The organism is Streptomyces sp. NPDC096012 (assembly GCF_040426375.1).
Taxonomy (GTDB): Bacteria; Actinomycetota; Actinomycetes; order Streptomycetales; family Streptomycetaceae; genus Streptomyces.
The window spans coordinates 250,658-268,659 of the sequence record NZ_JBEOTD010000002.1; the positions used below are offsets into that span (position 1 = coordinate 250,658).

Annotated in this window: 16 protein-coding genes, 1 tRNA gene and 1 pseudogene; 10 read left to right on the forward strand and 8 right to left on the reverse strand. The window is 71.8% G+C overall.

Annotated features, from left to right (window positions below; genetic code table 11):
- Positions 1-65: 65 nt before the first annotated feature.
- From ABVB68_RS03510 to ABVB68_RS03520, 3 genes are all read right to left on the reverse strand, one after another.
- Positions 66-1,055 (reverse strand): DUF5926 family protein, encoded by a 990-nt coding sequence (locus ABVB68_RS03510; protein WP_353599350.1) that lies wholly within the window; start codon positions 1,053-1,055, stop codon positions 66-68.
- Positions 1,056-1,190: 135 nt separating this feature from the next.
- A complete protein-coding gene (locus tag ABVB68_RS03515; protein WP_353599351.1) occupies positions 1,191-1,829 on the reverse strand; it encodes an ATP-binding protein in 639 nt (212 codons plus the stop codon).
- A gap of 345 nt (positions 1,830-2,174) precedes the next feature.
- Positions 2,175-3,002 (reverse strand): glycerophosphodiester phosphodiesterase, encoded by an 828-nt coding sequence (locus ABVB68_RS03520; RefSeq protein WP_353599352.1) that lies wholly within the window; start codon positions 3,000-3,002, stop codon positions 2,175-2,177.
- Between the two features lie 229 nt (positions 3,003-3,231).
- Here ABVB68_RS03520 and ABVB68_RS03525 point away from each other — a divergent pair, with 229 nt between their 5' ends.
- The 3 genes from ABVB68_RS03525 to ABVB68_RS03535 all read left to right on the forward strand — a co-directional run bounded on the left by ABVB68_RS03525 (position 3,232) and on the right by ABVB68_RS03535 (position 6,060).
- Entirely contained in the window at positions 3,232-4,728 is a 1,497-nt protein-coding gene (locus tag ABVB68_RS03525) for a S1C family serine protease (protein WP_353599353.1), read from the forward strand.
- A 391-nt stretch (positions 4,729-5,119) separates the two neighbouring features.
- Positions 5,120-5,752, forward strand: coding sequence for a LysE family transporter (locus tag ABVB68_RS03530; RefSeq protein ID WP_353599354.1), 633 nt, complete (start codon positions 5,120-5,122; stop codon positions 5,750-5,752).
- Between the two features lie 221 nt (positions 5,753-5,973).
- Positions 5,974-6,060: transfer RNA gene (locus tag ABVB68_RS03535), tRNA-Ser, on the forward strand.
- Between the two features lie 303 nt (positions 6,061-6,363).
- Here ABVB68_RS03535 and ABVB68_RS03540 read toward each other — a convergent pair.
- From ABVB68_RS03540 to ABVB68_RS03555, 4 genes and pseudogenes are all read right to left on the reverse strand, one after another.
- Complete coding sequence (locus ABVB68_RS03540; RefSeq protein ID WP_353599355.1) at positions 6,364-6,759, reverse strand: hypothetical protein; 396 nt, start codon at positions 6,757-6,759, stop codon at positions 6,364-6,366.
- A 270-nt stretch (positions 6,760-7,029) separates the two neighbouring features.
- On the reverse strand, positions 7,030-7,461 hold the full coding sequence (locus ABVB68_RS03545) for a hypothetical protein (protein WP_353599356.1): 432 nt from the start codon (positions 7,459-7,461) through the stop codon (positions 7,030-7,032).
- 493 nt (positions 7,462-7,954) lie between these two features.
- Positions 7,955-8,170: pseudogene (locus tag ABVB68_RS03550) on the reverse strand (GNAT family N-acetyltransferase); the annotation flags it as partial.
- Positions 8,171-8,278: 108 nt separating this feature from the next.
- Entirely contained in the window at positions 8,279-9,151 is an 873-nt protein-coding gene (locus tag ABVB68_RS03555; protein ID WP_353599357.1) for a bifunctional DNA primase/polymerase, read from the reverse strand.
- Positions 9,152-9,520: 369 nt separating this feature from the next.
- Here ABVB68_RS03555 and ABVB68_RS03560 point away from each other — a divergent pair, with 369 nt between their 5' ends.
- From ABVB68_RS03560 to ABVB68_RS03585, 6 genes are all read left to right on the forward strand, one after another.
- On the forward strand, positions 9,521-9,832 hold the full coding sequence (locus ABVB68_RS03560) for a hypothetical protein (protein ID WP_353599358.1): 312 nt from the start codon (positions 9,521-9,523) through the stop codon (positions 9,830-9,832).
- Between the two features lie 441 nt (positions 9,833-10,273).
- Positions 10,274-11,239, forward strand: a complete 966-nt coding sequence (locus ABVB68_RS03565) for a bifunctional MaoC family dehydratase N-terminal/OB-fold nucleic acid binding domain-containing protein (RefSeq protein ID WP_353599470.1) — start codon at positions 10,274-10,276, stop codon at positions 11,237-11,239.
- A gap of 8 nt (positions 11,240-11,247) precedes the next feature.
- Positions 11,248-11,706, forward strand: coding sequence for a MaoC family dehydratase (locus ABVB68_RS03570; protein ID WP_353599471.1), 459 nt, complete (start codon positions 11,248-11,250; stop codon positions 11,704-11,706).
- A complete protein-coding gene (locus ABVB68_RS03575) occupies positions 11,703-12,869 on the forward strand; it encodes a lipid-transfer protein (RefSeq protein WP_353599359.1) in 1,167 nt (388 codons plus the stop codon). Before ABVB68_RS03570 ends, ABVB68_RS03575 begins: the two co-directional genes overlap by 4 nt.
- Positions 12,870-13,389: 520 nt before the next feature.
- A complete protein-coding gene (locus ABVB68_RS03580; RefSeq protein ID WP_353599360.1) occupies positions 13,390-13,983 on the forward strand; it encodes a SigE family RNA polymerase sigma factor in 594 nt (197 codons plus the stop codon).
- A 97-nt stretch (positions 13,984-14,080) separates the two neighbouring features.
- On the forward strand, positions 14,081-15,736 hold the full coding sequence (locus ABVB68_RS03585; protein WP_353599361.1) for a long-chain fatty acid--CoA ligase: 1,656 nt from the start codon (positions 14,081-14,083) through the stop codon (positions 15,734-15,736).
- A 258-nt stretch (positions 15,737-15,994) separates the two neighbouring features.
- On the opposite strand, the gene ABVB68_RS03590 is transcribed toward ABVB68_RS03585, so the two are convergent.
- Positions 15,995-17,260 (reverse strand): MFS transporter, encoded by a 1,266-nt coding sequence (locus ABVB68_RS03590; protein WP_353599362.1) that lies wholly within the window; start codon positions 17,258-17,260, stop codon positions 15,995-15,997.
- Positions 17,261-17,392: 132 nt separating this feature from the next.
- Between ABVB68_RS03590 and ABVB68_RS03595 the strand changes: the two genes are divergently transcribed.
- Positions 17,393-17,974 (forward strand): TetR/AcrR family transcriptional regulator, encoded by a 582-nt coding sequence (locus tag ABVB68_RS03595; RefSeq protein WP_353599363.1) that lies wholly within the window; start codon positions 17,393-17,395, stop codon positions 17,972-17,974.
- The last annotated feature ends 28 nt before the right edge of the window (positions 17,975-18,002 follow it).

Consider the following 18,002-nt stretch of genomic DNA (forward strand, 5'->3'; position numbering starts at 1 on the left):
ACGTGGACGGTGTTGTCCGAGATACCGTACGGCGGTCGGTCGTAGAGGACCGGCGCGCGGGCCCGTCAGCTGAGCGTGACCTGCCGGTTGGTCAGCCCGCCGCGCGCCCGGCGCTCGTCCGCAGTGAGCGGCTCCTGGACGGCCAGAGCGGCGGCGAGGCGATCGGCGAACTCGGCGGCCGGTTTCTCCACGTCCTCGGCCATGACCCCGCTCGGCAGGTCCCAGACCGGCACGGTGAGCCCGTGAGCACGGAAGGAGCCCACCAGCCGGGTGCCCTCACCGAGGCTGGAGCGGCCCGCAGCGTGCAGTCGCGCGAGCGCGTCCAGAAGCCGCTCCTCCGGATGGGGCATCACCCAGCGCAGGTGGTTCTTCTCCGGGGTCTCGCACCAGTACGCGGCGTCCACACCGGACAGCTTCACCGTCGGGATCGCGGCGGCGTTCGCCCGCTCCAGGGAGGCGGCCACCTCCGGGCTGGCGTTCTCGGCGTCCGGCACCCAGAACTCGAAGCCGCTGTGCACGACCGGCTCGAACGGGGCCTGCGCGGCCAGCAGGTCCTGCAGCCGCGGACCCTCGGCGGGAGCCCGGCGGCCCTGTACGGGAGTGCCGGGTTCCGCCTCCAGGGCGCGCAGCAGGGTGTCGGCGAGGTCGCGGCTGATGTCGCCGGACGCCGTGTCGTTCTGCAGGCCGATCAGGACCGAGCCGTCGTCGCGGCGCAGCGCGGGCCAGGCCATCGGCAGCACCGTGGCGAGAGTGACCGACGGGACGCCCTCGGGCAGGCCGCCCTCGAGCGTCAGCTCGGCCGTCGCGGCCGGGACCAGCTCGCGCATGGCCACCCAGTCGCACTCGCCGGGCAGCCCCTCGAACGGGCGCTGCACCAGCTCGGTCACGGCGTGCGCCGCGGCCCGGCCGTGACAGGCCTTGTAGCGCCGGCCGCTGCCGCAGGGGCAGGGTTCGCGGGCGCCGACAACCGGAACCTGTCCATCAGCGCCGGCGGCGCGGGCCCCGTCATCGAGCTGGGGCCGCTTGGCCTTCGTCTGGGGTCGCTTCTTGGCCATCGTGGGGTCTCCCGGTTACGGCTCTTCTCGTACGGCGGGAGCCTAGCCGTTCAGGACCGGACCAACGGGAACCTGTGGACAACGCACGCACGCTCGACGCCAGGGGTGTGAACCGGAGGGCGACCGGCCGACCGTTCAGCCCACGTCCTCGAAGGCGTCGGCGAAGTCCAGACCCGTCAGGTCGGGCAGCGAGGAGGCCGTGACGCGCGTAGCGAAACCGGCGCGCCCGCCCCCGGCATCGGGATCGTGGACGTCCGCGTGGACCACCACCCAGACCGTCACCTCGCCGCGGACGCCGTCCCGCACGCCCCAGTCGTCGGCGAGGGCCCTGATGATGTTCAGTCCCCGGCCGCCGTGCGCGGTCACCGACGGCGTGGCCGGAGCCGGCCGGGTCGGGCCGCCGCCGTCCGTCACCTCGACGATGAGCCGGCCCCGGGCGTCCACCCGCCACGCGGCGCGGACGTCGCCGTCTCCTGCCGGCGCGTCGCCCAGGGGGCGTCCGTGTTTGCAGGCATTGCTCAAAAGTTCGGAAAGGATCAGTACGGCATCGTCGATGACCGTGTCCGGTACGCCGCCGGTCCGTAGGTGCGCACGCATCCGGTGCCGCGCCTTCCCCACGCCCGCAGGGCCATGGGGTACGGCCATGCTCGACGACGTGGGCACCTCCTGTGCCACCACCAACGCCACCCCCGAGACCTCCTTTGCCCCACGCCACGGTGTGGATGCCCCATTGGCCTGTACCGGAAACCGGCCAGTCCCCTTCCGCTGACGCATTCGAAACGGTCGTACACGTATCGAACGCGCCGGAGCACACCGCGTGACGATCCGACCGCCCCGACCGCCACCGCGGCTGCCGCCCCGACCGCCACCACGACCGCCACCACGACCGCCACCACGGCTGCCGCCACGGCTGCCGCCACGGCTGCCGCCACGGCTGCCGTCACCGGCGTCGTCAGCGGCCGTCGTGAGTGGTCGCCGCCAGGGGCCGTCGTCGCGGCCTGACGCCACCGGCCGTCGTCAGTGGTCGCCGTCACTGGCCGTCGTCAGTGGTCGCCGTCACCGGCCGTCGTCACGGCTGACGTCACCGGCCGTCGTCACCGGCGTCGTCAGAGGCCGTCGTCACCGGCCGAGTCGGTCCAGCACCGCGCGCGGGCGGTTGGTGATGATGGCGTCGACGCCCAGCTCGACGCAGAGGTCGACGTCCTCGGGCTCGTTCACGGTCCACACGTGCACCTGGTGGCCGGTTCGCTTCAGCCGCTCCACGTACGCGGGGTGATTGCGAACGATGCGCATCGAGGGGCCCGCGATCCGCACGCCCGCGGGCAGCCGGCCGTCGCGCAGTCTCGGCGAGACGAACTGCATCAGGTAGACCGTCGGCAACGTCGGCGCCGCCGCGCGCACGCGGTGCAGTGAACGTGCCGAGAAGCTCATGACCCGCACCGGGGACTCGGCGGCGGTGGCCGGTGCGTCCAGCCCGAACCGCTTCAGCAGTACCAGCAGCCGCTCCTCGACCTGGCCCGCCCAGCGCGTGGGGTGCTTGGTCTCGATGGCCAGCTCGACCCGCCGCCCGGCGTCCGAGACCAGTTCCAGCAGCCGCTCCAGGGTGAGCACCGAGGTGTCCGCGGTGTCCTCCGGCCGGTGCTCCCAGTCGGGCTCCTCGTCCCGCCCGCGCCAGGCCTCGCGGGTCTTCCAGGAGCCGAAGTCCAGCGCGGCGAGATCGGCCAGCTCCAGTGCGGAGACGGCGCCCCGGCCATTGGAGGTACGGTTCACCCGCCGGTCGTGGACGCAGACCAGATGGCCGTCCGCGGTCAGCCGTACGTCGCACTCGAGCGCGTCCGCGCCGTCTTCGACGGCCTTTCGGTAGGCGGCGAGGGTGTGCTCGGGAGCGTCCTCGGAGGCGCCCCGGTGCGCGACGACCTGGATGGAGTGCTGTGGTGCGTGGGTCACCGCGTCATGGTGCCACCGCCGTCCGGCGCGCGTGGCGTCACGGGTGCGGTCGTGCGGCGAACGAGGCTGTACAGCGTGCTCCTTTATGTAACTTTTGCCTAAATGATCCTATATAAAGAAAGCCCCCGGACCCACAGGCACCGCTTATGGTGCTCTGACGGCTCGTGGGAAAAGCTGACTGCAGACGAATGCGACCGACGACAACAGGCGTGGATCGAGGAGAAGAGCTGTGAGCACCGAGAACGAGGGCAACGCGGTACCCCCGGCCCCGTCCGCACCTCCCGTGCCGGTGGCCTCTTCCGCCGCTTCCCCGCAGGGCTCCGCGCCCGAAGGGGAAGCGCCGACGGCTCAGCTGCCACCGGTGCCCCAGGGCGCCCCGGCCACGGCCGGACAGGGCCCGGTGCCCGCCGGTCAGGGCGCCGCGCACCCCGCGGGTCCGCCCGCACCGGCCCCGGACGGCTCCTGGCCACCTCCGCCGCCGTCCACCCCTTCCTACGGTGACGGCGGTGCCGGCGGCTTCGGCGGTGCGGCCGGCTTCGGTGGTCAGGGCGGCGCGGGCGGCACCGGCTGGGGTGCGTCGTACCAGCAGCCCGCCCCCAAGGCGCGCGACGGGCGCGGCGGGCTCGTCGCCGCGGTGCTGGTGGCCGCGCTGGTCGCGGGCGGCCTGGGTGGCGGCCTCGGCTACACCCTGGCCAAGGACAACGACGGCAACGGCTCCACCACCGTCTCGGCCTCCGACGGCAGCGCCTCGCAGGTCAAGCGCGCGCCCGGCACGATCGCCAACGTGGCCTCCAGGGCCCTGCCCAGCACGGTCACCATCGAGGCGGAGGGCAGCGACGGCCAGGGCGGCACCGGCACCGGCTTCGTCTTCGACAAGCAGGGCCACATCGTCACCAACAACCACGTGGTGGCGGACGCGGTGAACGGCGGCAAGCTCTCGGCGACGTTCCCGGACGGCAAGAAGTACGACGCCGAGGTCGTCGGCCACGCCCAGGGGTACGACGTCGCCGTCATCAAGCTCAAGAACGCCCCGTCGGACCTCAAGCCGCTCGCCCTGGGCAACTCCGACAACGTGGCCGTGGGCGACGAGACCATCGCCATCGGCGCCCCCTTCGGCCTGTCCAACACGGTGACGACCGGCATCATCAGCGCCAAGGACCGCCCCGTGGCCTCCAGCGACGGCAGCTCCAGCAGCAAGGCGTCGTACATGAGCGCCCTGCAGACCGACGCGTCGATCAACCCGGGCAACTCCGGCGGCCCGCTGCTGAGCGCCTCCGGCGCGGTCATCGGCATCAACTCGGCGATCCAGTCCAGCAGCAGCGGCGGCTTCGGCTCCGGGCAGTCCGGCTCGATCGGCCTCGGTTTCGCCATCCCGATCAACCAGGCCAAGTACGTCGCCCAGCAGCTGATCAAGACCGGTAAGCCGGTGTACGCCAAGATCGGCGCCTCCGTCTCCCTGGAGGACTCCAGCGACGGCGCGAAGATCACCGACCAGGGTGCGGGCGGCGCCGCGCCGGTCGAGGCGGGCGGCCCGGCGGCGAAGGCCGGCCTCAAGCCCGGGGACGTGATCACCAAGCTCGACGACCACGTGATCGACAGCGGCCCGACCCTGATCGGCGAGATCTGGACCCACAAGCCCGGCGACAAGGTGGCGATCACCTACAAGCGGGGCGGCCAGGAGCACACGGTGGACCTGACCCTGGCCTCACGCGACGGCGACGGCTGACCCGGGCGAGGGTACGCGCGCGTGACGGGGGTGCCTCTCCTGGAGGGGCACCCCTTTCACGCACCCGGCGGTGTGGCCGGCTGACCAGCGTGACGACGCACCGTCTGGCCCGTGTGTCCAGGTGGCCGACGTGGTCAGGGTCCGGCCGGCCGGTGTGACCAGCCAACCGGGTTGACCGGCCGGCGACTTGACCAGCCGATCACTTGACCAGGTGTCCAGTCTTCGACGATGCCCGTGCCGCCCCGGAAAACCGGTTGTCCGGTCGGCCGTGCTGCCGCCAGGATCGGCCTATGACCACCATCCCCGCATTCCTGCCGCCGACCTCCGCCGCGCGATCGGTGCGAGGGCTGCAGCAGTCCGGCCGACCGGGGAGGCCGACGCCCGTTCACGCGTGAGCGCCGCCCTGGTCGCGGGGCTCCTCGCCGGTTATGGCATCGCCATGCCCGTGGGAGCGGTCGCGACGTATCTGGTGGCGCTGACGGCACGGACCTCACTGCGGACCGGCGCCTGCGCGGCGCTCGGGGTCGCGACGGCGGACGGCCTCTACGCCCTGATCGCCGTGATCGGCGGCTCGGCGCTGACGGACGCCATCGAGCCGATCACGGGGCCGATGCGATGGGCCGCCGCCGCGGTGCTCGTCGTACTGGCGGCCCACGGCGCGGTCACGGCGATCCTTCGCCACCGCGGGCCCCCGACGGCGACCCGGACCGACGAGGCCCCCATCGGCCCGGGGCGGGCCTACCTCGGCCTGTGGGGCATCACGATGATGAACCCCGTCACCGTCATCTACTTCGCGGCCCTCGTGCTCGGCAGCCGGACCTCGGCGGAAACGAACGCGTGGCAGCAGGCCGTGTTCGTGCTGGCCGCCTGCGCGGCATCCGCCAGCTGGCAACTGCTCCTGGCCGGCGGTGGAGCCTTGCTCGGCCGGCTGCTGACCGGCAGCCGCGGCCGGCTCGTCACCGCCATGGTGTCCAGCACCGTGATGACCGTCCTCGCCGCCCGCATGCTCCTGGCCCCGCACTGACGCGGGCTGACGCGCACCGACTCGGGCTGACGCGCACTGACGCGGGCTGACGCTGGCTGACGCGGGCGGACCGAAACGGCGGTTCGGTCCGCCGGCCTGCCCCACGCGGCCCACCGTGCCACCGATCACCACCGAACCGCCCTCCCCCCGGCCCCACACCGCCACCCCGCCGGCTGATCCCGGTACGCTGTACCCGCTCCGACCCTGCCGGCCGGGGCAGAGGTGGGTTGCCCGAGCGGCCTAAGGGAACGGTCTTGAAAACCGTCGTGGCAGTGATGTCACCGTGGGTTCAAATCCCACACCCACCGCGTAGGTTGAAGGCCCCTGAGCAGCAACGTAGCTCAGGGGCCTTCGTCGTGCGTGATCCCCGTTGATGACCGCCATTCCCCGTGAGTTCCCGGTCTATCGGGCACGGAGGGGGCACGGCCGACCACAGGCTTTGAGGTCGACCCGCATCCTTATCAGCCAGCCGTCGTTGGTCGCCCTCGGACGGCCCACAGACGGGCCGGCCCAGACACTCAGATCCCCCGGGCAGCCCTGGCGGCGGCTGAGCGACTGGGCTCTTCCCTACTGCCCGACGCAAGCGTCAGGGCGGGAGTCCGGCGCGCACCTCAGTGAGAGGCATCGACTGCGATCGCCGCGGTCAACACTGCGGCTATACACAAACCAATAATCACCAGATATCCGTCTTGGGTCTTCCATATCGACTTCTTCAGAATCCTTTCCGTCGTCGCCCTGTTCGGCTTCAGAGGGTCGTAAACAACTCGAACGATGGATTCATCCCCCACGAGTCCAAGATCCTCGGCTGTGATCGTGACATAGTGCCTTTGCCCTCTTTCGTCCCGATAGATGACATCGATTGAAGAAATGTTCGCGTTCCAGCTCGTACCGCCACATCTGCCTTCGGTTCGGACTCCTCTTCTCCTGAGGATTCGCATGTCGCGCAACCCGAAAAATCCCAGCCCCAAACTCACCAACGCTGGCAGATACGCAAAGAAGAGGCCCACATCAGCACCTTTCGTCTTCCGCTGTCGGTGACGACAGGTCAAGGAATGGCTATCGCGTGTTGTCGCGCGGCTCAAGTGGTCGGTGCGGCCTTCGTGGGCGAGTCAAGATCCATCGAGCGCGATCAGTAGCCGAAGAAGTGAAGGGCCGGGTCTCTGACCTGCGGCCGTGTAATCGATCAACGCTGCGACCTGCGACCTGGCTGTCGGTGGTTGTCAGCGTTGGTTGTCGTTGAGCACCCATCGACGGCCCCGAGAGGCCTGGCGTTCCTCTCAGCCGTTGACGTCAGCATGAGCGATCACGTGTATGGCATACGGGCGGTAGTCATCGCGGCCGGGTTCGGTCTCGTAACCAAGCGCCGTCAGCATGGCGATGATGCTCGTCATCATGTGCTCATGGATCTGTCTTGAGGCCTTCAAGAGAGGATCATCAATTGCTCCACGCTGGATGGCGGACCGGATCCCATCTCGGGTGCGGTCGTGTAGTTGCCAGTGAAGCCATACGCCGCCCCCGGCATCGTCGAATTCGTCGAGTTCAATCTCGACACCGCCCCCATCGCCGCGTGGCACGCCGAATTGATCAGTAGGGTGGACGGTCAGGCCTGAGGCTGCTAGATCCTCTCGTACCAACTCGGCGAGCCGACATAGACGGCTGATCTCGCCAGGCTCGGCCCTCTTGACCCCATAACTGTCTTCAGAATCCACAGTGGGCACGGTACCGAGCGGTCGGTGTAGCGACTTGGCCGGGAGTTTCAATGACCCAGTCAAGCGCCGTCGCGCTCAGATCCTGGAGCACTGGTTTGGAAGATCGCCCGGACGAACACCCCGGCGCCCTTGCGGGCCTCGGCGACGCCTTCGTCTCGGGGTGCAGCTCTCCGGAGCGGCACCCCTTTCGCGTGCCCCGGTCTCACTCCTTCTCGCTCACTTGCCGCCTTTGGCCCGTGCGCACGGGCCATGTGCGGGCCAGGACCACGGGGCCGGCCCCGCATCGACGGCGCGGGACGGAGGTTGGCCCGCATCGACGGCGCGGGTGATCAGGTCGTTGGAATGCAGGGTGCGGTCGGACTCCAGGCGTTACGGCAGCGAGCGATTTCGTGATGCCTGCGCGGTGTCCGGCGGCAGGCCGCGGCCACTTCTGTCTGGCACCCGGGGTACGCGGCGACGTCCGTGCTCAGAGCGGCAGATACAGCACGTGCAGTCACACATAGCCCTTCACCGGATGATGGAACCCCTCGGGCACGGCGCCGACGAGCCGGAAGCCCGCCGCACGGTAGAGCCCGAGCGCCGGGGTGTTGGACTCGGCGACAGCGTTGAACTGGAAGGCCCTGAAACCCTGTTCACGGGCCCAGGCGATGCTGTCGGTGATCAGGGGCCGCATCGCGCCGCGCCCTTGGTGCGCCGGGTCGACCGTGTAGTTGCCAACGCCACTGCGGGCCGTTGTCGTTGCCGTTCGTGTCGCCGGGGTGCGGTGCGTGCCTCGGGGGCTCGGGGGCTCGGTGGCTGAGGGGTTCGGGGATTGGGGTCATGGTCGGTGGGCCGTCATGCGGGCCGCCGAGGCGATCGTGGCGCGGGCCTCGCGTTCGGTCAGGCCGGTGTGGCGGGCCGCCTCGGTCAGGGGATCGGCCAGGGCGGGGCCGATGCCGTTCTCGTAGGCCCGGCAGGCCGCCCAGAACAGGCGCGTGTTGCGCTGGCCCTCGTGGGCGGAGAGGACGAAGTGGACCAGGCCGCGGCCGTGGTCGCCGGGCCCCGCGTGGGCCGGGTGGCTGCCGCGCGGCGTAGGCAGGAGCAGGCGCAGCAGCGATGCCGGGCAGGCGGCCGGGGCCAGCTGCCCGGTGCCGGGGGCGGTCGCGTAGACGCCGTAATCGGTGCGGGAGCCGGGGCCCACCAGGTAGCCCCCGGCGCCCCGGATGTCGATGCCGGGGGCGAGCCGGCCGGCGGAGTTCGGTACGACGACGTCCGGCGGGCCGGTCAGCCACAGGTGCCGGCCGCCGCTCGGGGTGAGGACGACGACCGTCTCCGGGATCGTGAACAGATGGCGCAGGGCCAGCTCGCGCAGGGCGACCGAGGAGTCCGTGCCCGACTTGGTGTCCAGGTCGACGCCGATCAGGTGGTACGGGGGGAGTCCGCAGGCGATGCCGTAGCCGGTGGCCCGGGGCGCGGCGGCGAACATCTCGCGGATGCGGACCGGATCGGTCGAGGCGTCGTACACGCCGTGGCCGAGGCGGCCGCACTCGCCGTGGCAGCGTGGTCCCGCCGGCTCGGGGTCGGCGTGGTGGGGCGAGCGCAGGGCCGGGAGTTTCGTCCGGGACAAGGGGATGACGGCCAGACCGCGTTCGGCGGCTGACAGGGCGTGTGCGAGGGCCAGCGTCGTGGCCTGCCGGTCGATGGTGGCCATGCCTCCATATTCGTACTCGCGTTCGAAAAAAGGAAGAGGGTGAGGGTGTGACGCGCCCGGGCGGGCGGATGGGCGGGGAAAATGCCGGAACGATTCCCTCCTTGTGCCGCTTGGTGTGCGTCCATCCGCACCTGTGCCTGCTGGGGTGCCGTCGGCTCGAAGGTGGCGTTAGGGGGTTTATCGACTTGTCATCACGCTTGAGTGCGAATCACGGCTTCCGGGGTGGTTCGCCGGGGATTCGGTGGGCAACTCTTGGGGCGTGACGTCGTCCACGACAGTCCAGGCGGTCGGCCAACTGCCTTGACACAAGCAGTAGTTCACGCGCTCACGGCCCCTGTGGCCGCAGAGTGCTCGTTCTGGAGGAACAACATGGCAAGCATCCGTACCGCCCGCGTTCTCGCCGTCGTCGCCGCGCTTCCGCTCGCAGCCGCTCTCTTCACCGGCGTCGCGGCCGCTGGCAACGGCGGTTTCGCGGACGACGGATCGAACGCGGGAGTGGCTTCCGTCATCGGCAGCGGAGTCGGCCACGACAACAACGGCAACTCGTCCACCACCCAGCAGAACGCGGTCGGCTCCGGGGCGTCGAACCAGAGCAACACCGCGCAGGTGAACGGATCCGCGTTCACGGCCATCCAGCAGGGCAACGAGAACGTCGCCGTCCACTTCACCCACCTGTGGTGAGCCTCTGCCGAGGTTCCTCCTGAGGAGGTCCTCGCGGGGTGTGCTTCGGGGTCGTAACACGTCGGCGCGGCGGTACTTCGGTACCGCCGCGCAGGCGTTTCCCGCCCGGCTCCGGCGCTTGCGGCCGACCTTGACACCCAGCCCTATCTGACGGACAGTCAGAAATGGTCCGGGTACGTGGAAGCGGTGCGGTCGGGCGGGTCCGTCCCGTCGGGCGTGGACGTTCGGTCGGGCGTGGACGTCCGGTCGGGTCTGGACGTCCGGTCGGGCCCGGACGTTCGGTCGGGCACGGACGGACTGTGGGCGTGGACGTCCGGTCGGGCATGGACGTCCGGTCGGGCGGTGACCGTCCCGTGAAGCGGGAGCGTGGCCGTTTCCCCGGGCGGAGACCGGCGCGTCGACGCGGCTCGACCTGAGCGGGAGGCGGAGGTGAGCGTGGAGATGGACGAGGTGGGGGCTCGGCTGAAGGCGTACGAGGGGCTGCCGGCCGCCGTCGCCGGCGTGGGCAAGGACCCGGTGAACGCGCCGATGATCCGGCACTGGTGCGAGGCGATGGGCGACACCAGCCCCGCCTACCGCGGCCCGGACGCCATCGCCCCGCCCACCATGCTCCAGGCCTGGACGATGGGCGGGCTCTCCGGCCACACGGGCCGCACCGGGGCCTACGACGAGCTGCTCGGCCTGCTCGACGCCTCGGGATGCACGTCCGTGGTGGCCACCGACTGCGAGCAGGAGTACCTACGGCCCCTGCGCCCGGGTGACGAGGTCACGTTCGACTCCGTGATCGAGTCGGTCTCCGGGCCCAAGTCGACCAGGCTGGGCACGGGCTACTTCGTCACCACCCGCACGGACGTCCGGGTCGGTGGCGACCTGGTGGGCACGCACCGCTTCCGCATCCTGAAGTACGCCCCCACGCGCACCGGCCCCCGGGCCCGGCGTCCCCGCCCGGTGGTCAACCGGGACAACGCCGGCTTCTGGCAGGGCGTGGCCGAGCACCGCCTCCTCGTCCAGCGCTGCACCGGCTGCGGCACCCCGCGCCACCCCTGGTTGCCGGGCTGCAACGCCTGCGGCGGCCTGGACTGGGACACGGTCGAGGCGAGCGGCGCGGGCACGGTCCACTCGTACGTGGTGATGCACCATCCGCCCTTCCCGGCCTTCGACCCCCCGTACGCCGTCGGCCTGATCGAACTGGCCGAAGGCGTGCGGATGGTGAGCAACGTGGTGGGGGTGCCGTACGACCGGGTGCGCATCGGGCTGCCGGTGCGGGTGGAGTTCCGGACCTACGAGGACGACGAGGGCGCGCTGGTCCTGCCGGTCTTCCGTGTCGTCCCCTCCGTGTCGCCGCCGGCGGGGGGCGGCCCGGACCGCACGGCCACCGTGGCCCGGACCGAGGCGGGTGACGCATGAGGACGGCACTGACGGCGGGCACGGAGCTGCCCCCGCTGGAGATCCCGGTCACCCGCACGCTGATCGTGGCCGGCGCGCTCGCCTCCCGGGACTACCAGGACGTACACCACGACGCGGAGTTGGCCAGGGCCAAGGGCTCGCCCGACGTCTTCATGAACATCCTGACGACCAACGGCCTGGTCGGCAGGTACGTCACGGACCACTTCGGTCCGGCGGCGGCGCTCCGCAAGGTCGCCATCAGGCTCGGCGCGCCCAATTATCCGGGCGACACGATGGTGCTGACGGGCAGGATCGAAGCGGTCGACGGCGACACCGCCGTGGTGCGGGTCGTCGGCGCCAACGGCATCGGTCGGCATGTGACGGGCACGGTGACGGTGACGGTCGTGGATGCGGACGCGGATGCGGAGGCCGATGCGGTCACGGACGTTCCCGACGGGGAGCTTACGGACCCGCAGGTCGCGCCATGAGTGTCCGTGGACGCGACACCCTGGGCGGCCGGGCGGCGATCGCCGGTATCGGGGCCACCGAGTTCTCCAAGGACTCCGGGCGCAGCGAGCTGCGGCTGGCGGTGGAGGCGGTGCGGGCCGCGCTCGACGACGCGGGCCTCACGCCGGCCGACGTGGACGGGCTCGTGACGTTCACGATGGACACCAGCCCGGAGATCACGGTGGCCCAGGCCTGCGGCATGGGCGAGCTGTCCTTCTTCTCCCGGATCCACTACGGCGGCGGCGCGGCCTGTGCGACCGTCCAGCAGGCGGCGCTGGCGGTGGCGGCGGGCGTCGCGGAGGTGGTGGTCTGCTACCGGGCCTTCAACGAGCGCTCCGGCCGCAGATTCGGCGCCGGCGTGCAGCACCGCGAGCCCTCGGCGGAGGGTGCGGCGCTGGGCTGGGCGCTGCCGTTCGGGCTGCTCACACCGGCGTCCTGGGTGGCCATGGCGGCCCAGCGGTATCTGCACGTCCACGGGCTGACGCCGGAGGCGTTCGGGCACGTGGCCGTGGTGGACCGCAAGTACGCGGCGACCAATCCGGCGGCCTGGTTCCACGGCCGGCCGATCACGCTCGCCGATCACGCCGCGTCCCGCTGGATCGCCGAGCCGCTCAGACTGCTGGACTGCTGCCAGGAGACCGACGGCGGGCAGGCGGTCGTCGTCACCTCCCTCGAGCGAGCGCGTGACCTGCCGCATCCGCCCGCCGTGATCGCGGCGGCGGCCCAGGGGGCCGGCCGGGCGCAGGAGCAGATGACCGGCTTCTACCGGGACGACCTGACCGGCCTGCCGGAGATGGGCGTGGTGGCCCGCCAGTTGTGGCGGACCTCCGGACTCGCCCCGGCCGACATCGACCTGGGGATCGTGTACGACCACTTCACCCCGTTCGTGCTGATGCAGCTGGAGGAGTTCGGGTTCTGCGGGAGGGGGGAGGCTGCGGACTTCGTGGCCGGGGAGAGGCTGCCGCTGAACACCCACGGCGGCCAGCTCGGGGAGGCGTACCTGCACGGCATGAACGGCGTGGCGGAGGCGGTACGGCAACTGCGCGGCACCGCGGTGAACCAGGTGCCGGGGGCGGCGCGGGCCCTGGTGACGGCCGGCACCGGGGTCCCGACGTCGGGTCTGGTGCTCACGGCGGACCGCTGATCCCCGCGCGGCCCGCACCGGACCACACGGGGAGGAGGTCACGACCCTGCGGCTGGGCGGGCCCCTAGGGATCTGCACCCGGTTTCCGTGTCCGGGCCCCGGGTACGGGGTCAGGCCTCTTGGGGGTCGGGCACCCGTGTCGGTGTCCGGGCCCTCGGGTACGGGGCCAGGCCCCCTGGGGATCGGGCGCCCGGTTTTCGTGTCCGAGCCCTCGGGTTCGGAGTCAGGCCCCCTGGGGATCGGGCACCTGGTTTTCGTGTCCGAGCCCTCGGGTTCGGAGTCAGGCCCCCGGGGGATCGGGCACCCCGGTAGCTGTGTCCGGGCACCCGGACACGGGGCCTCGGCGGCTGCGCTCGGGCCGGTTCCGTACCCGGGCATCAGGGTCGGACCCGCAGACGGGGTGGATCCGCCGTCCACCTTCAGGAGGTGCGGGCAGCCCCACCCCTACAACCTGAGGGGGACTCCCCTTCGGGACCTGCGGCCGATCCGGCGGGCCGGGCCCCGCTTCTAGCGTGGAGCCATGACCGCACCCGTCTGCACCAGCGCCTCGGATGCCGCCGCACCCAGCGGGCGGACCCGCCCCCACCCCCGGCTCCGCTCCGGCGGCGGGACGCCCACGTACCCCTCGTTCGCCTCGTACGTGCGGGCCCGTCAGCCGGTCCTGCTGCGTACCGCCCGCTCGCTGACCGCGAACCCCTGCGACGCCGAGGATCTGCTGCAGACCGCCCTCGCCAAGACCTACGTGGCGTGGGACCGGATCGAGGACCAGCGTGCGCTCGACGGATACGTGCGCCGGGCGCTGCTCAACACGCGGACCTCGCAGTGGCGCAAGCGCAGGGTGGACGAGTTCGCCTGCGAGGAGCTGCCCGAGCCGGAGCCCGTGCCCGGCGACGGCGACCCGGCCGAACGGCAGGCGCTGCACGACGCCATGTGGCGGGCGGTCACGAAGCTCCCGGCACGGCAGCGGGCGATGGTCGTCCTGCGCTACTACGAGGACCTCAGCGAGGCCCAGACCGCCGAGGTGCTCGGGGTGTCCGTGGGCACGGTGAAATCGGCGGTGTCCCGGGCACTGGGCAAGCTGCGCGAGGACCCGGAGCTGACGCTGGTCCGCTAGCGCTAATTTCCCTCCCCCTAGTGACATACCGCGCGGTATGTGCGCAGAATCAGCGCAACCTCTACCACCGCGTAGGCAATGTCGCCCGGGAGGACCCGTGCTGAGCACGATGCAGGACGTACCGCTGCTGATCTCCAGGATCCTGACCCATGGGTCAACGGTCCACGGGTCATCCCAGGTGACCACCTGGACCGGGGAGGCCGAGCCGCACCGGCGCACCTTCGCCGAGATCGGCGCCCGCGCGGCCCAGCTGGCGAACGCGCTGCGCGACGAACTGGGGGTCCGCGGCGACGACCGCGTGGCCACCTTGATGTGGAACAACGCCGAGCACGTCGAGGCGTACTTCGCGATCCCGTCCATAGGCGCGGTACTGCACACGCTCAATCTGCGACTGCCCGCCGAGCAGCTGGTGTGGATCGTCAACCACGCGGCCGACAAGGTCGTCGTCGTCAACGGCTCGCTGATCCCGCTGCTGGCGCCGCTGCTGCCCAAGCTCCCGACGGTCGAGCACGTCGTCGTCTCCGGGCCCGGTGACCGTACCCCGCTGCACGGCACGCACGCCCGGCTCCACGAGTACGAGGAGCTGATCGCCGGCCGGTCCACCGGCTACGACTGGCCGGAGCTGGACGAGCGCCGGGCCGCCGCCATGTGCTACACCTCCGGCACCACAGGTGACCCCAAGGGCGTGGTGTACAGCCACCGGTCCATCTACCTGCACTCCATGCAGGTCAACATGACCCAGTCGATGGGCCTGACCGACCAGGACACCTCACTGGTCGTGGTGCCCCAGTTCCACGTCAACGCCTGGGGCCTGCCGCACGCCACCTTCATGACCGGCGTGAACATGCTGATGCCGGACCGTTTCCTGCAGCCGGCGCCGCTCGCCGAGATGATCGAGCGCGAGAGGCCGAGCCACGCGGCCGCCGTGCCGACCATCTGGCAGGGCCTGCTCGCCGAGCTGCAGGCCAGGCCGCGCGACGTCGCCGCCCTCACCCAGGTCACCATCGGCGGCGCGGCCTGTCCGCCCTCGCTCATGGCGGCCTTCGACCAGCTCGGCATGCGGGTCTGCCACGCCTGGGGCATGACGGAGACCTCCCCGCTGGGCACGGTCGCCCGGCCGCCGGCCCATGCGGTCGGCACCGACGAGGAGTTCGCCTACCGGCTCACCCAGGGCCGCTTCCCGGCCGGCGTCGAGGGCCGCCTCACCGGCCCCGACGGCCAACGTCTGCCCTTCGACGGCGAGTCGGCGGGCGAGCTGGAGGTGCGCGGCCCCTGGATCGCGGGTGCCTACTACAACGGCCCCGACGCCGAACCGCTCCGCCCCTCCGACAAGTTCAGCGAGGACGGCTGGCTGAAGACGGGTGACGTCGGCACCATCTCCCCCGACGGCTTCCTCACCCTCACCGACCGCGCCAAGGACGTCATCAAGTCGGGCGGCGAGTGGATCTCCTCGGTGGAGCTGGAGAACGCGCTGATGTCCCATCCGGACGTGAGCGAGGCCGCCGTGGTCGCCGTGCCCGACGACAAGTGGGGCGAGCGTCCGCTGGCCACGGTCGTCCTGCGCAAGGGCGCCGTCGCCGACTTCGAGACCCTGCGCGTCTTCCTCGCCGAGGAGGGCCGCATCGCCAAGTGGCAGCTGCCCGAGCGGTGGACGGTGATCGAGTCGGTGCCGAAGACGAGCGTGGGCAAGTTCGACAAGAAGGTCCTCCGCAGGCAGTACGCCAACGGCGAGCTGGACGTCACCCGCCTCTGACGGCACGGCCGGGAGCGGCGGGTAACGAGGCCGGCCCGGTCGCGACCGGCTTCGTGACCGGGCTGGCCGTCAGTTGGGCGGGCCGGCCGGTCCCGGCGGCGGGGTTGTGCGGTCGGCGTCGTGTGCGGTGCTACGCGGGCCGGCTGCGTGTGCGAGATGGCCGGTCGGGTTGGTCGGGCCGGCCGCTCCCGGCAGCGGGGCTGTGCGGCCGGCTTCGTGAGCGGGGCTGCACGGCCGGCCTCCTACGCCGGGTGGCCGTCAGCTGGTCGGGCCGGTCGGTGCCGGCGGGAGCGGTGCCGCTTCCGCCGGTGTGCGCCGCGGGGACCGGGTCACCGTCGCCACCCAGCCGAGGATCAGCCAGGCGCCGGCCACCGCGCTCACTCCGGTCCAGCCCCAGTGGCCGAAGGCCGGCCCCGCGACGGCCGAGGCGAGGGCGCCGCCGGCGAAGCCCGAGACGACGTAGGCGGTGTTGGCGGTGGCGGGGGCGGTGGTCGTGGTCAGGGCGACGGTCTGGTTGGCCACGTGGGAGGCGACCAGCGCGGCGTGGACCGCGATCGCGGCGGCGAACAGGGCCACCATGACGTGGCCGCCGAGCCAGAACAGCGGCACGGACACGGCGGCCACCAGATACGCGACGGCCACGACCCGCGCGGCGCCGAACCGGTCCACCAGGCCGCCGGCCGGCGGAGCCACCGCGCTGGCGGTCAGACCGAAGAGGCCGAACAGCCCGGCGGTCGCGGTCGTCAGGCCGTAGGAGGGGCCGGTCAGCAGGAGCGTGAGGGAGGTCCACAGCGCGCTCCAGGCGCCGAACATCCCGGCCTGCCGCACGCAGGCCCGCCACAGGCCGGGCGAGCGGCGCAGCAGCCCCGGCAGTTCGGCGACGCCCGCGAACAGGCCGCCCTGCCGCGAGCGCCGCTCCGAGGGCAGGGCCAGGGCGGTGGCCAGGCCGAGCGCGAGGGTCAGTACGGCGGACCCGCCGAACACCCAGCGCCAGCCGAAGGCCTGCCCGGCGAGGGCGCCGACGACACGGGCGGCGACGATGCCGGTGAACAGGCCGGCGACGACGGCCGCGACATGGCGCGCGCGCCGGTCGGCGGGGGCGCGCTCGGCCACCAGCGGGACGAGCAGCTGCGGTACGACGGTCGCGGCGGCGGCGACGAACACGCAGACCGCCAGGGCGGCGATGCCGGGAGCGAGGGCCGCGACCAGAAGCGAGGCGGTGGTGGCCACGGAGAGGCCGGCGACGAGCGGGCGCCGGTTGACGCGGTCGCCGAGCGGCGCGAAGAAGAGCAGGCCGGCCGCGTAGCCGAGCTGGGCGACCGAGGCGATCCAGGTCACGGCCGCCGGGACGGTGCCGAAGTCGTGGGCGATGAGCGGGAGCAACGGCGCCGCGAGGTAGATGTTGGCCGCCGTGACGGCGGTGCAGACGGCGATGAGGAGGAGGAAGAAGGAGCCCGAGGCGGGCCGCTCGCGGGTGGCGAACGGTATGCCGGGCGTTCGACGGGTGGCGGTGGCTGACGGCATGGGCAGAACTGCTCCTTGGGCCGACTTGCAACTAACTGGTTGGTTGGAACTCTGCACCAGCGTGCCCCCTGCCCCTGTTCCCCGTCAACCAAATAGTTGGTTACCGCCCTCCCCCGGCCCTAATCTGTGCGTATGCCAGCAGTGAGGGACCCCGAGGCCACCAAGGCCCGCATCTTCGACGCGGCGATCGCCGAGTTCGCCCGGCACGGCATCGCGGGCGCCCGGATCGACCGCATCGCCGCCACTGCCAAGGCCAACAAGCAGCTGATCTACGCCTACTTCGGCAACAAGGCCGAACTGTTCACGCAGGTCCTCGGCACCTGCATGGTCGACCTGGCGGCCTCGGTCCCCGTCGACCCCGACGACATCGAGGGCTGGGTCGACCGCCTCCTCGACTACCACGCCACCCACCCCGAACTGCTGCGCCTGCTCTTCTGGGAGGGCGTCGAGTACGGCACCGCCGAGCTGCCCGACGAGGCGCAGCGCCAGGAGCACTACGCCCGCAAGGTCGCCGCCCTCGCCGACGGCCAGGCGCGCGGCGTGATCACCGACGCGATCCCGCCCGGCGACCTGCTGTTCCTGCTGGTCGCCCTCGCCAACTGGACCGCCGTCGTCCCCCAGATGGGGCGCATCCTCGCGGGCGCGCAGGACCCCGACCGCGACCGCCTGCGGGCCTCCATCAAGGAGGCGGCCCGCAGACTCGTCGCCCCCTGAGGCGCCCGCGCGCCATGCGGACGCGGAC